We start from the raw sequence: 12,276 nt of genomic DNA, 5'->3' as shown, positions 1-12,276 counted from the left end.
CTCAAGGGATAAAATGATAAATTTAGATAAAAGATATGGCATAAGTAAAATCTCGCAAAACAACAAGCGTATAAATGTAGAATTTTTTAAACAAGCTAATGGCATCAGTTACATAAAAAGCGAGATTTTATGCAACGAAATTATAAAAAGAGAGAGCGAGGGAGATAGAAAATATATATTTTTGATGTTTAATGAAGCAAAAGATAATCTTTGCTTCAAGCTTGATAAAAAAGAGTACCTTTTAAGCAGGGATGAGTTTTGCATAGGACTGGTAAATGATAGCTTAAAAGGCGTTTTTGAATATCAAAATAAATTTTATAAAACTAAAACCTTGCTTTTTGAAGAGCACTACGCAAATAAGCTTGAAATTTTTAGTGAGCTTAGGCTTGAAGAGAAATTTGATCTTATAAAATACAAAAAAGATAAGGATCAAATTTGCGTTTTAAACGAGCTTGAGACAACAAATTTATATGATGGCACGATGAGAGAGATCTTTATAGAGTCAAAAATTTTAGAGCTTATCTACAAGAGCAAAGCTTTAAAAGATGAGAAAATTTATTTTAGTAGTGACGAAGAAAAAGTGCTTTTAAAGGCTAAGAAAATCTTACTTACTCGCATGCAAAATCCCCCAAGCATCAAAGAGCTAGCCCATCTTTGCGGCACTAATGACTTTTGGCTTAAGAAAAATTTCAAACTCTTCTTCAAAGAGACGATCTATCAGCTTTTAGCAAAAGAGCGGCTAAAGCTGGCATTTGCCCTTTTAAAGCAAAATGATATCAGCATAAAAGAGGCTGCCAGCATCGTTGGTTACACAAATGCAGCGCATTTTGCAAAAATTTTTAAAGGCACTTTTGGCTTTTTACCAAGCGAGCTAATAAGGCAAAAAAGCTACTTTTAAACTGCTCTAAATGCCAAATTTCTTATAATCGCCAAAATTTAAAAAAGAGAGAAATTTGCAAGTTTATATCCACGTGCCATTTTGCGAGAGCAAGTGTCCTTACTGCGCCTTTGGCTCAAGCGATAACGAGTTTAAGAAGGTTAGCGCCTACTTTAAAGCGCTTTGCCTTGATCTAAATTTCCAGCTAAAAAGCCAAAATGTAAAAGAAATTTCAACCATATTTTTTGGTGGCGGCACACCAAGTGCGGTAAATGCTAAGCTTTATGATGAGATTTTTAGCATTTTAGCTCCACTTTGCACGCCTAAAACTGAGATCACACTTGAAGCAAATCCAAATTCTGCAAATTTATCCTGGCTAAAGTATATAAAAAATTTAGGCGCAAACCGCATCAGCTTTGGCGCGCAAAGCTTTTTTGAAGATAAGCTTAAATTTCTAGGGCGCATCCACAGCAAGGAGCAAATTTTTAAAGCAGTTGAAAACGCCCATGCAGCTGGCCTTAAGAGCATAAATTTAGACCTCATCTATGACACTAAATTTGATACTAAAAAGCGCCTTTTGGCTGAGACTGAAAATTTAAAAAGCCTTGCTATCACGCATCTAAGCGCCTACTCGCTCACGCTTGAAGAAAACACCCCATTTTCTGGCAAAAAAAGCTATAAAAAGGATAGCGACACTTTGGCTAAATTTATGATAGAGCAAATAGAGCAAGCTGGCTTTAAGCAGTATGAAATTTCAAATTTCGGAGAAATTTGCAAGCACAATCTTGGCTACTGGCAGGGCAAAAACTACCTTGGCGTTGGGGCTTTTAGCGTGGGCTTTAAGGACGCCACCAGATACTACGCCAAAAATAGCATAGACGCCTACATCACTCAGCCAACGCATAGAGAAAGAGAAATTTTAAGCCCAAGCGAGCTAACAAGAGAGCATATATTTTTAGGGCTTAGAAGCATCGTAGGCGTGGAAGCTGGGCGCTTAAATGAAGCTCAGAAAAAAAGAGCAAATTTACTTGTAGAAAATGAAAAACTACTCTTTAAAAATGGCAAATTTTACAACCCAAATTTCTTACTAAGCGACGAGATCGCACTCTTTATCGAGGGCTAAATTTATAAAAATTTGAGCAAAGTCAAGATAAAATACAAAGCTTAAATAAAATTTAACAGAGGCAAAAATGTTTGGAATGAGTTTTTCTGAGATCTTGGTCATCGCCGTGATCGCTGTGCTAGTTTTGGGCCCTGACAAGCTGCCAAGCGCTATGGTGCAGATCGCCAAATTTCTAAAGATGTTTAAAAAAGGTATAAACGACGCAAAATCAACTTTTGATCAAGAGATGAAGATAGCCGAGCTCAAAGAAGACGCTCAAAAATACAAAGAGAGCATAACTCAAAGTGCGCAAAGCGTGCGTAAAAAGCTCACATTTGAAGAGCTTGATGAGATCAAAAAAAGTGCAAGCGACGTCACTGAGAGCATTCAAAACGTCGTAAGCGACACCAAAAAAACGGTAGAAAATATACAAAATCCAACAAATTTAGTTAAAGATGCGATCTTAAACGATAAAAAAGAGGCGTGATGTTTGAAGAGCTAAGACCCCATTTGATCGAACTTAGAAAGAGGCTTTTTATAAGCATAGTAAGCGTTTTTGTCTGTTTTGGCATCTGTTTTACATTTTGGAATCCACTGCTTGCATGGATGAGCGAGCCGCTAAAGCAGGTCTTGCCAGCTGGCTCAAACATCATCTTCACACAAATTCAAGAGCCATTTTTCACTGCGATGAAGGTCGCATTTTTTGCTGGCTTGGTGCTTGCTTTGCCTATCATTTTTTGGCAGTTTTGGCTATTTGTCGCACCTGGACTTTATGATAATGAAAAAAAATATGTGATCCCATTTGTCCTCTCTGCTTCATTTATGTTTGCGTGTGGAGCGGCGTTTTGCTACTACGTGGTCATCCCGCTTGGCTTTACATTTTTGGTAAATTTTGGCGGTCAGCTCTTTACAGCACTGCCAAGCATCGGCGAGTACGTGGGCTTTTTTACAAAGCTACTAATCGGTTTTGGAATTTCATTTGAGCTGCCAGTCATTACATTTTTCTTAGCAAAGATAGGCCTTGTCGATGACAAGATGCTAAAAGATTATTTCAGATACGCAGTAGTCGTCATCTTTATCTTTGCAGCCATCGTCACACCTCCAGATGTTATAAGTCAAATTTTAATGGCACTGCCACTCATCGGACTTTATGGAATTTCTATCATCGTAGCCAAAAAAGCTGGCAAAAGCGATGAAGACGAAGATGAGAAAAAAGAGGACGTCAAAGAGCAAATTGACGCCGATAGCGACGATGAGTGACATAAACGATATCTCAAGCTACGACTACTTTTTGCCTAACGAGCTCATCGCAAAAGAGCCAGTTTTGCCCAAAGAAGAGGCTAGACTGCTTGTTTATCTAAAAAAAACCAAAGAGATAAAACACTATAAATTTAAAGATCTAGCCAGCCTCATCCCAGATGACGCCGCGGTCATTTTTAACAATACAAAGGTAGTTAAGGCCCGCATTTTAGGACATAAACAAAGTGGCGGAGCCTGCGAAGTGATGCTAAATCAACCACTTGGCGATAATAAATTTAGCGTCTATATAAGGGGCAGAGTAAGCGTTGATAGCGTTTTAAATTTCGCTGATGATATAAAGGTAAATGTGCTTGAGCTAAATGATGATGGCTCAAGGGTGGTAAATTTCACCAAAAATGGCGTTATTTTAGATACGGCGCAACTTTTTAGCGAGCTAGAAAAGATCGGTCACGTCCCACTCCCTCCATATATCAAAAGGGCTGATACAAAGGACGATGAGAGCTGGTATCAAAGTATATTTGCCAAAAATAGCGGCGCAGTCGCAGCTCCGACAGCCAGTCTGCACTTTAGCGAACAGATGTTAGAGCAGATAAAGGCAAAGCACGAGGTCGCCTACATAACGCTTCACGTGGGCGCTGGGACATTTAAGGGCGTGGAGTGTCAAAACATAAATGACCATAAAATGCACTCAGAGTTCTATGAGCTAAGCCAAAAAGCTCAAGAGATCATAAACTCAGATAAGCCCATCCTTGGCGTTGGCACGACGGTTACTAGATGCGTTGAAGAGTTTGCTAGAAGCAAGCAGCCAAGCGGCTTTTGCAAGCTATTTTTAAATCTAAATAATAGACCTATCAGACAAAACTACCTTTTAACAAATTTTCATCTGCCAAAATCAACCCTGATCATGCTAGTTACTAGCTTCATAGGGCTTGAAGAGACGATGAGGATTTATGAAACGGCAGTTAGCGAAAAGTATAGATTTTACTCTTATGGCGATGGGATGCTTGTGATATGAAAAATGTCGATTTTGTCGCACAAATGGAGCTTTTTTTAGAAGCACTTTTTAAGGACGCAACAGCTAGAGATAACGCCATTGTCTTTAACTACAACCCAAACTACCCACGCTATCTAAGCTTTGAAGCGCATAAGCTAATAGGCGCGATCAAAAATTTAAGCAAATTTTACCTAAATGACGTAAGCGACTCAAAACTGCTCATATCCTTTACTCTAGTAAGCTATAGCCTAAGTTTAGTGCATTTTGACATACATATAAGATGCACTTCATGCCCGCAAAAGCCAAATGAGAGGCTAGTAAAAGAAGCTGGAGAGCTACTAAAAGAGCTAAATGCCAAGATGAGCGAAACTGAGGACGGCTTTAATATAAGCATAAGCGTGCCGCTACCAAAAAGTGGGACATTTAAAAGGCAAAGCGTCGAGATAGCCAGCCTTCTAGGTAAAAATGCGATCATAGCTTGCGATGACGAAAATTTATTTTTAACGCTCAGTCATGAGCTAAGCTTTACAGGGCTAAAGCTTAGCAAACAAAAGAGCTTTGAGAGTTTAAATTTACACATAAAAGATGCCATTTTCAAGCCAGACATCATCTTCGTGCAAAAGGAGTATCTAAGCGACAAAGCAAGGCTTGACGAGATGCTAACTTATCAAAAGCTTAAGAATTTCTACATCGTCATCATCAGCAAGGATGAAGCCAAAAGCATCAAAAGCGAGAAGATGACTACGCTTAGGCAGCCATTTACTAGCGATAGCTTGCATGAAACTTTAGGGGTGGTGGCTAGAAATTTATAAAATTTTTAGATATCTCTTCAAGATGATGGTGGCTGAGACGCTATCGAGCCTGCCATCTCGCTTTGTATTTGTGTAAATTTCACTTGCCTCGCTGCTGCTAAATGCCTCGTCTTGATAGACGATATTAGCCTGCACATCAAGAAGCGAGACAAAATGCTCTATGCGCCTTCTCATCTCATCCTCGCTACTGCCACCGATTGGCACGCCCACTACTAGCGTGTTTGGAGCGTATTCATTTACTTTTTGGCTTACATCTCTTGCGGCTTGATTTCTATTTTTTCTAAGAACTGGCTCAAGGGGCGTCACGACCTCGCCAAAACCAAAAGCAAGCCCTATGCGCTTTAGTCCAACATCGATCGCCATAAATTTCTCTCTCATAGCGCGCTTTTTACTCTTAAATTTGAAATTTCAACTAGCCCGTCAAGCTCGTACTCATAGATGATCTCGCCAAATTTAGCCAATGCTTCATCAAGGCTAACGCCATTTTTGCAAAATTTCAATATCTCATCATCAGCTTTTGCTTGCTCTTTTACCTCGCCAAAAAGAGAAGCAAATTTAACGTAATCATCGATAAGCTCGGCCTTTTTGTTAGCTAGCAAGGCATTTGTTCCATTGCTCTCATTTATGCGCTGAGGCAGGACAAAGACGGGGATTTTAAGCTCATTTGCAAGCCTTGCACTTTGCATCGAGCCACTTCTTAGATCAGCTTGTGCGACCACAAGAGCTTGCGCAAGCCCCACAACTATGCGGTTTCGCTCTAAAAACCTATACGCGATCGGTGGCTCGCCCTCGTCATACTCACTTAGAGCCAAGCCGTTTTCATAAATTTCTCTTATCGCTGCTTTATTTTGAGCTGGATAGATGATGTCAAGTCCATTTGCAAAAACACCGATAGTTCGCGGCATGGAAGCCTTGTGCGCCGTGATATCCACGCCGATAGCCCCACCACTTACCACGCAGACATTTGCGCTTTTTAGCGCTGCGCAAAGTGCTGTGACACACTCTTTTGTATAGACACTTGCCTTTCTTGAGCCAACGACTGCGACTTTTGGCATGCTAAGAAGCGAGGTGTCGCCTATGAAATTTAGCTCTTTTGGGGGATTTTTTAGCCTATTTAGCGCTTCTGGGATGATTTCAAGCTTCATAAAATATCTTTTAGATAAACAACTTCTACATCTTTTAAGATATTATTTTTGCTAGCTTTTATCACTGCGATCGTGTTTTTCTTTGGATGTCCGATGGCGATCGCGTAGCCCCTTTTTTTGGCTAAATTTACAGCAGCTACAAGCTCGCGTCTGACAGCTGCGGCAGATGGATCATCATCTAAAAATATATCTCTTGAAATGTAAGGCTGATTATACTTTTTAGCAGCCCTTGCCACGGCTGTTTGAGCGATCGTCTTACTATCAACAAAGATGAAGCCCTGCTCTATCAGCGCTCTATAAGCCTTGTCCATCGCGTCATAATCACTAGTAAATCGTGATCCTGTGTGGTTGTTTGTATATTTTGCGCGCGGGAAGTCTTTGCGTATCTTTTTTATCTTTTCATGCATGCTCTCAAAGCTCTCATTTACCGTAAGGGTGCCTATCTCTGGGCTATCAAAGTGCTTTGCCTGCATCGGCAGATGTATCATATAAAACTCAAACGTTCTAGCGATATTTGGCGTATCTGGATGAGTTTTTGTCGCTGGGAAAATGGACGGTGTTATCTTTAGACCGATTGACTTTACCATGCTAGCATGCTCAAATGTCGCCACATCATCGATTATTAGCACCAGCTTTGCACGCCCTTTTACGCTGCTATTTGGAGTAAATGGCACAACCGCAAAGTCATCTTTTTTCGCGCTCTCTTTTTGCGGTTTTTCGCTGTAAATTTGCTTTTTGGCGTTTTTACTAGGCTCAACCTCACTTTTTTTAGTAGGCTCAGGTTTTAAAATTTCACTATGCTTTAAATTTTCTTTTATGCTTAAATTTGCTTCAGCGCTTTTGTTTTGCTCTGTTTTTTGCTCTGTTTTTATCTCTGTTTTTATCTCATTTTTGCCTGCGTAAAATGGCTCGATAACCTGCTCAACCTTTTGCTCAGGTTTTTCTTCGCTCTTTGCTTCATGGCTTGCATCCACGCTGCTTTGCATATTTTTATATAAATTTGCAAGTAGATTTTTCGTATCGTTTTGCTCTTTTTTTAGCTCTTCTTTTTTAGTTTCTACTTTTACTTCAGGTTTTATCTCAGGAGTTATCTTTTTTTGCTCTTTTGACTCAGTTTTTGGCTTTAGAGCAAGTTCGCTTTTGTGTTTAGGATCGGTAAAAATTTTGCTTAAATTTTCATCTTCATCAAATTTTAGAGGGTATTTTCTCTTCTCATACTCTTGTTTTTTATCTTTGCTAGCAACTTTTTGCTCAGCTTTTTTTGAAATTTGCTTCTCGCTCTTTGGCTCATTTACTTTGCTTATCTGCTCAACATCTTTGTTTTTGATGCTAAGAGCTGCGATAAGTGCCACTATCAAAATGGCAGCAATGACGCCGATACCAAGGAAAATTTTATTATGAGAGCGACCTGCACTCTTTTTTGCAGGACGCTTCTTTGTAGTCTTTTTTTCGCTCAAGGCTTAGTTTTTGCTTTGATCTATAAGTTTGCCGTTAGTTATCCAAGGCATCATTGCGCGAAGTTTTTTGCCAGTTTTATTTAGCAAGCTTCTCTCAGCTATACCGCGCTCAGCGTTCATTCTAACATATCCTGCTTTTCTCTCTAGGATGAAGTCTTTTGCAAATTTGCCATTTTGAATTTCTCTTAAAACTTCTTTCATAGCTTTTCTGCTCTCTTCGCCAACTACTCTTACGCCACTTACATAATCGCCATATTCAGCTGTGTTTGAGATAGAGTAGCGCATATCAGCCATGCCGCCTTGATACATTAGATCAACGATTAGTTTTAGCTCGTGTAAGCACTCAAAATACGCCATCTCAGGCTCATATCCAGCCTCTACAAGTGTATCAAAGCCAGCATTTACAAGCGCGCAAAGACCACCGCAAAGCACAGCTTGCTCACCAAATAAATCTGTTTCAGTTTCATCTTTAAATGTTGTCTCAATGATGCCAGTTCTACCGCCGCCTATACCGCAAGCATAGCTTAGAGCGATCTCTTTAGCCTTTCCACTTGCATTTTGCTCAACAGCGATAAGATCAGGTATGCCACCACCTCTTAAAAATTCGCTTCTAACTGTGTGTCCTGGGGCTTTTGGAGCGATCATAATGACGTCTATGTTTGCTGGAGCTTTGATCTGTCCAAAATGAACGTTAAAACCATGTCCAAATGCGATAGCAGCGTGATCTTTTAAATTTGGCTCGATCTCGTTTTTATAAATTTCAGCTTGAAGCTCATCTGGCGTTAAGATCATGATCACGTCAGCGCCTTTTGTAGCTTCACTTACAGTTTTTACTTCAAAGCGTTTAGCCTCAGCTTTTGCCCAGCTTTTGCCGCCTTTTGCAAGACCGATTACGACGCTTACACCATTATCTCTTAAATTTTCAGCGTGTGCGTGACCTTGTGAGCCAAAGCCGATGATTGCTACTTTTCTACTCTGAATAAGGCTTAAATCACAGTCTTTATCATAATAAACATTTATAGCCATTGTTTCTCCTACTGTTAAAATTTGGCGAAATTATACATTTTAGCAACAAAAACGTTGCTGAAAAAGAGCAAAAAAGTATCTTTAAGTTTTATGCTGCAGCTTTTTGCTATAATGTGACAAAATTTTTAACCAAAAGAGTCACTTTACATGAATGAATCAATTTTTAAAAAAATCAAAGCGCTTCCGCCACTAGACGACACTGTCATACAGATCCAGCGCCTACATGCTGACGAAAATAGCTCGATAAATGACCTCACAAAAGTGGTCGAGAAAGACCCTATGCTAACAGCAAATATCTTGCGTTCAGCAAACTCACCACTTTACGGTTTTTCTCAAGAGATCACAACTATCGCAAGAGCCATTTCACTTTTTGGCATGGCTACTATCCGCGGTTTTGCGCTATCAAGTGCTATTAAAAAGACCTTTTCTATAAATTTAGAGCCGTATGACATTACCGCACAAGATTTTTTAAATATCTCAATCATGCAAAATGCTTTGATGTACCACTGGTACTCTAAGATAAAACCTAAAAATCTAGAAATTCTCTCTCCTGCTTCATTTATGCTTGAAGTTGGCAAGATCGTTTTAGCACATGAACTCACAGAAAATAATCAAGTTGCTGAGTTTAAAACAAAGTTAAAACAAATTTCATCTACTTATGACCTTGCGCTTTTAGAGTCTGAAATTTTAGACATCACAAACGAAGAGGTTACAGCTCAAATTTTTGAGCAGTGGAATTTAGAGATCGAGCTTGGAAATTCTATCCTCTACTCAAACACTCCTGAAGAGGCACCTGACCATATAAAAGAGTACGCAAGAGCGTTAAAAGTAGTAAAAACAGCGGTTAATATCTTTAACCAGCTTGATGATGTGAGCGTAAATAACGCAACACTTCTTATAAACGAATATGGCTTTGAGAGAGATACATTTTTAATGGCTGTTAGCAAAGTCAAAGATAATTTGTGAAAGAATTTTTAACATCACTTCTAGTTGGCATCAAAGAAAAAGAGATATCAAACGAAGATAAAGAGATCTTACGTAATCTCCTAAACCTTGGTGCCGTAAGCTTACATAAAGATAAATTTTACCTAAACAACGGCTATGTCTGCGGCAAGCTAGATATCAGCCAAAACGCAACTGGCTTTATCATGCCATTTGACAAGCGCTTCAAGCAAGATATCATCGTAGAAAATAAAAATTTAAACAACTCTCACCTTGGCGATATCGTACTTGCAAAGCTTTTACCGCTTAAGAAAAAACGCCAAAGCGCTAAGATAGTAATGAGCCTAAAGCTTGCAAATGAGACTAGCGTGGTCTATACAAAACGCTTTGGGGCGGCCATTTTAGGGGTAAATTTAAAAACTGGGTTAAGCACAACCCTAAAGGCAACTCAAAAAAGCCTAAAGATGCTCCCACTTGGGACGCTACTAAAGATAAACAATCTAAACAACGAAATAGTCGAGGTTTTAGGAAATTTAGAAGATCCGTTAAGCGACGAGAAAATCTCACTTGCCATTTATAATAAAAATGATAAATTTAGCGAGGCTTGCGAGCTTGAAGCAAAGGCATTTGGCGATGAAGTCGATGCTAGCATGTATCCAAGCAGGGTTGATCTAAGAAATTTAGAGTTTTGCACGATCGATCCAGTCGATGCCAAAGACTTTGACGATGCCATATATTTTGATGAAAAAAAGCGTGAAATTTACGTTGCAATTGCCGATGTAAGCGAGTATGTGACCGCGTATAGCGCCATTGATAGCGAGGCTAAAAAAAGAGGCTTTTCTATCTACTTTCCGCACATCTCAGTGCCGATGTTACCACGAGCGCTTAGTGAAAATATCTGCTCACTAAAGCCAGACGTACCGCGCCTTGCATTTTGTTTTAAAATTTCACTCAATGCAAACAACGAGGTAAAAAAAGAGGAGCTTTTTGAAGCTATCATCCTTTCAAAAAGGCGTTTTAACTACGATGAGATCGATGAAATTTTAGAAGACAAAAGAGAGTGTGAAATTTCATGGATCAAGCCACTTTTTAAACTCACCACGAAGGTTCGCAAAAAAAGGCTTTTGCACGCGTTTGATTTTAGGACAAAAGAGCTTAGAATGAGCCTTGATGAAGAGGGTCAAATTTTGCAAACTAGGTTTGAAAGCGACTCCGACTCGCATAGACTTGTTGAGGACTGCATGCTTTTAGCAAACAAGGCTGCTGCTAAGCTCATCACAAAGGGCGTTTTTAGAAACCACGCATCGCCTGATTTTAAAAAGATAGATACATTGCTTGAGGACTTGCAGCTTTTGGGGCTTGACCTTGCATACGAGAGCGACCTTGCAAATTTGATAAGAAAGATCCAAGCAAAGGCCGATGAACTAGGCAACCGCGAAGAGATAGACAAGCTCATCATCAAGTCACAAAAAAAGGCTGAATACTCAAGTGAAAATTTAGGCCACTTTGGGCTTGGATTTGATAGATACACGCACTTTACAAGCCCTATTAGACGCTATTCTGATCTTATTTTACACAGACTTTTAAAGGCTAAAATTTCAAAAGATGATAAGCTTTACAACTTCTTACTTTTAAACATCCAAAGCACATGTGCAACATTAAGCGAGCTTGAAAGAGAGGCCGACAAGGTAGCCTACGACTTTATGGATAGGAAATTTGCACGCTGGGCAGCTGCAAATATCGGCAAAGAGGTGCGTTGCTATGTGAGCGAAAATCAAAATGTCTTGGTCGCTAAGCTTGATGATTACTTTGTTGGAGCTAGGATTTTCATCACTGGATACAGCGCAAATTTACTTCAAAAGCTTGTCGTAAAGATCACAGAGGCTGATATCGCGAGCGCTAAAATTTTTGCAAAAGTGGTGAGAAAGATCGATGTATAGAAAAGATTTGGAGCTAAATTTAGCAAATGCAAATTTAAGCAACTACTTCTTGCTTTTTGGCGCAGACGAGTTTCAGATAGAGCTTTTTGGCAAAGAAATTTTAAGCTTTTACTCAAGCGAAGATGCAAATTTGTTAAGCCTTTACTTTGACGAGTACAACTACGCTCAAGCAAGCTCTCACCTAAGCGAGCAGTCGCTTTTTGGCGGCAAAAATATCCTCTATGTAAAAAGCGACAAAAAGATCCCAGCAAAAGAGCTAAAAGAGCTCATCTCGCTTTGCTCAAAAAGCCATGACAACTACTTTTTGTTTGAGCTTTATGAGGCCGATATGAAGCTAGTTTTTGATACGCAAAAGGCATTTGGGACAAATTTTGCTAGATTTTTTAAGCCCTCAAACCCAGATGAAGCGATAAATTTACTAGCTAAAAGCTCAGCTAAAATAGGCCTAAACATAACCAAAAACGCGCTTTATGAGCTTTATTTTACGCATAATGAAAATTTATACCTTGCAGCAAGCGAGCTTACAAAGCTAAAAAGTCTAAACACTCACATCGAACAAGATGATGTAAAAAGGCTGGTTTTTGGACTTGGTGGGATAAATTTTGATGACTTTTTCAATAAATTTATGGCTCTAAAAGATATAAAAAACGACTTTTTTACCTACTTAGATGATCCAAATTTTAATGCAATTTTACTTCTAAATTCGCTTTACAAAGCATTT

13 protein-coding genes are annotated in these 12,276 nt (G+C 39.3%); 9 read left to right on the top strand and 4 right to left on the bottom strand.

Annotation, left to right across the window (positions count from 1 at the left end; translation table 11 throughout):
• From CYP84_RS01050 to CYP84_RS01020, 6 genes are all read left to right on the top strand, one after another.
• Positions 1–898, top strand: an 898-nt coding sequence (locus CYP84_RS01050) for a helix-turn-helix domain-containing protein (RefSeq protein WP_219809650.1), incomplete at its 5' end; no start/stop codon positions are given.
• A 55-nt stretch (positions 899–953) separates the two neighbouring features.
• Entirely contained in the window at positions 954–2,000 is a 1,047-nt protein-coding gene (hemW, locus tag CYP84_RS01045) for a radical SAM family heme chaperone HemW (protein ID WP_103636379.1), read from the top strand.
• A 67-nt stretch (positions 2,001–2,067) separates the two neighbouring features.
• Entirely contained in the window at positions 2,068–2,466 is a 399-nt protein-coding gene (gene tatB / locus CYP84_RS01035) for a Sec-independent protein translocase protein TatB (RefSeq protein ID WP_012140063.1), read from the top strand.
• Positions 2,466–3,239 carry a twin-arginine translocase subunit TatC gene (gene tatC / locus CYP84_RS01030; protein ID WP_103567754.1) on the top strand — a complete coding sequence of 258 codons (774 nt, stop codon included), beginning with the start codon at positions 2,466–2,468 and terminating at the stop codon, positions 3,237–3,239. Before tatB ends, tatC begins: the two co-directional genes overlap by 1 nt.
• On the top strand, positions 3,232–4,254 hold the full coding sequence (gene queA / locus CYP84_RS01025; RefSeq protein WP_180996351.1) for a tRNA preQ1(34) S-adenosylmethionine ribosyltransferase-isomerase QueA: 1,023 nt from the start codon (positions 3,232–3,234) through the stop codon (positions 4,252–4,254). The genes tatC and queA overlap by 8 nt, the downstream gene beginning before the upstream one ends.
• Positions 4,251–5,045, top strand: a complete 795-nt coding sequence (locus CYP84_RS01020; protein ID WP_103636378.1) for a hypothetical protein — start codon at positions 4,251–4,253, stop codon at positions 5,043–5,045. Before queA ends, CYP84_RS01020 begins: the two co-directional genes overlap by 4 nt.
• Here the strand turns inward: CYP84_RS01020 and ruvX are convergent.
• From ruvX to ilvC, 4 genes are read right to left on the bottom strand one after another with little or no spacing between them, the layout of a single operon-like run.
• The gene (gene ruvX / locus CYP84_RS01015; RefSeq protein WP_004317765.1) at positions 5,040–5,423 is read right to left on the bottom strand and encodes a Holliday junction resolvase RuvX; all 384 of its coding nucleotides are present in this window, start codon (positions 5,421–5,423) and stop codon (positions 5,040–5,042) included. The two genes, CYP84_RS01020 and ruvX, sit on opposite strands and share 6 nt — an antisense overlap.
• The gene (gene dprA, locus CYP84_RS01010; RefSeq protein WP_103636377.1) at positions 5,420–6,190 is read right to left on the bottom strand and encodes a DNA-processing protein DprA; all 771 of its coding nucleotides are present in this window, start codon (positions 6,188–6,190) and stop codon (positions 5,420–5,422) included. Before dprA ends, ruvX begins: the two co-directional genes overlap by 4 nt.
• The gene (locus tag CYP84_RS01005; protein WP_103636376.1) at positions 6,187–7,647 is read right to left on the bottom strand and encodes a divergent polysaccharide deacetylase family protein; all 1,461 of its coding nucleotides are present in this window, start codon (positions 7,645–7,647) and stop codon (positions 6,187–6,189) included. The genes dprA and CYP84_RS01005 overlap by 4 nt, the downstream gene beginning before the upstream one ends.
• Positions 7,648–7,650: 3 nt before the next feature.
• Positions 7,651–8,673, bottom strand: a complete 1,023-nt coding sequence (gene ilvC, locus CYP84_RS01000; protein ID WP_103636375.1) for a ketol-acid reductoisomerase — start codon at positions 8,671–8,673, stop codon at positions 7,651–7,653.
• 147 nt (positions 8,674–8,820) lie between these two features.
• Between ilvC and CYP84_RS00995 the strand changes: the two genes are divergently transcribed.
• From CYP84_RS00995 to CYP84_RS00985, 3 genes are all read left to right on the top strand, one after another.
• Positions 8,821–9,639, top strand: coding sequence for an HDOD domain-containing protein (locus tag CYP84_RS00995; protein WP_103567760.1), 819 nt, complete (start codon positions 8,821–8,823; stop codon positions 9,637–9,639).
• A complete protein-coding gene (locus CYP84_RS00990) occupies positions 9,636–11,555 on the top strand; it encodes an RNB domain-containing ribonuclease (protein ID WP_103636374.1) in 1,920 nt (639 codons plus the stop codon). Before CYP84_RS00995 ends, CYP84_RS00990 begins: the two co-directional genes overlap by 4 nt.
• Positions 11,548–12,276, top strand: a 729-nt coding sequence (locus tag CYP84_RS00985; protein ID WP_103636373.1) for a DNA polymerase III subunit delta, incomplete at its 3' end; no start/stop codon positions are given. The genes CYP84_RS00990 and CYP84_RS00985, both read left to right, overlap by 8 nt.

Origin of the sequence: Campylobacter concisus (assembly GCF_002912425.1) — a bacterium.
GTDB lineage: Bacteria > Campylobacterota > Campylobacteria > Campylobacterales > Campylobacteraceae > Campylobacter_A > Campylobacter_A concisus_AH.
Note: the sequence above shows the minus strand (reverse complement) of the source record. Positions and strands in the feature narration are given on the sequence as shown.

Bases quoted from the DNA above. Each gene is read 5' to 3' on its own strand.
- tatC (WP_103567754.1), top strand. From the start codon at position 2,466: ATGTTTGAAGAGCTAAGACCCCATTTGATCGAACTTAGAAAGAGGCTT.
- tatB (WP_012140063.1), top strand. From the start codon at position 2,068: ATGTTTGGAATGAGTTTTTCTGAGATCTTGGTCATCGCCGTGATCGCT.
- dprA (WP_103636377.1), bottom strand. From the start codon at position 6,190: ATGAAGCTTGAAATCATCCCAGAAGCGCTAAATAGGCTAAAAAATCCC.
- ilvC (WP_103636375.1), bottom strand. From the start codon at position 8,673: ATGGCTATAAATGTTTATTATGATAAAGACTGTGATTTAAGCCTTATT.
- CYP84_RS00995 (WP_103567760.1), top strand. From the start codon at position 8,821: ATGAATGAATCAATTTTTAAAAAAATCAAAGCGCTTCCGCCACTAGAC.
- ruvX (WP_004317765.1), bottom strand. From the start codon at position 5,423: ATGAGAGAGAAATTTATGGCGATCGATGTTGGACTAAAGCGCATAGGG.
- CYP84_RS01020 (WP_103636378.1), top strand. From the start codon at position 4,251: ATGAAAAATGTCGATTTTGTCGCACAAATGGAGCTTTTTTTAGAAGCA.
- queA (WP_180996351.1), top strand. From the start codon at position 3,232: ATGAGTGACATAAACGATATCTCAAGCTACGACTACTTTTTGCCTAAC.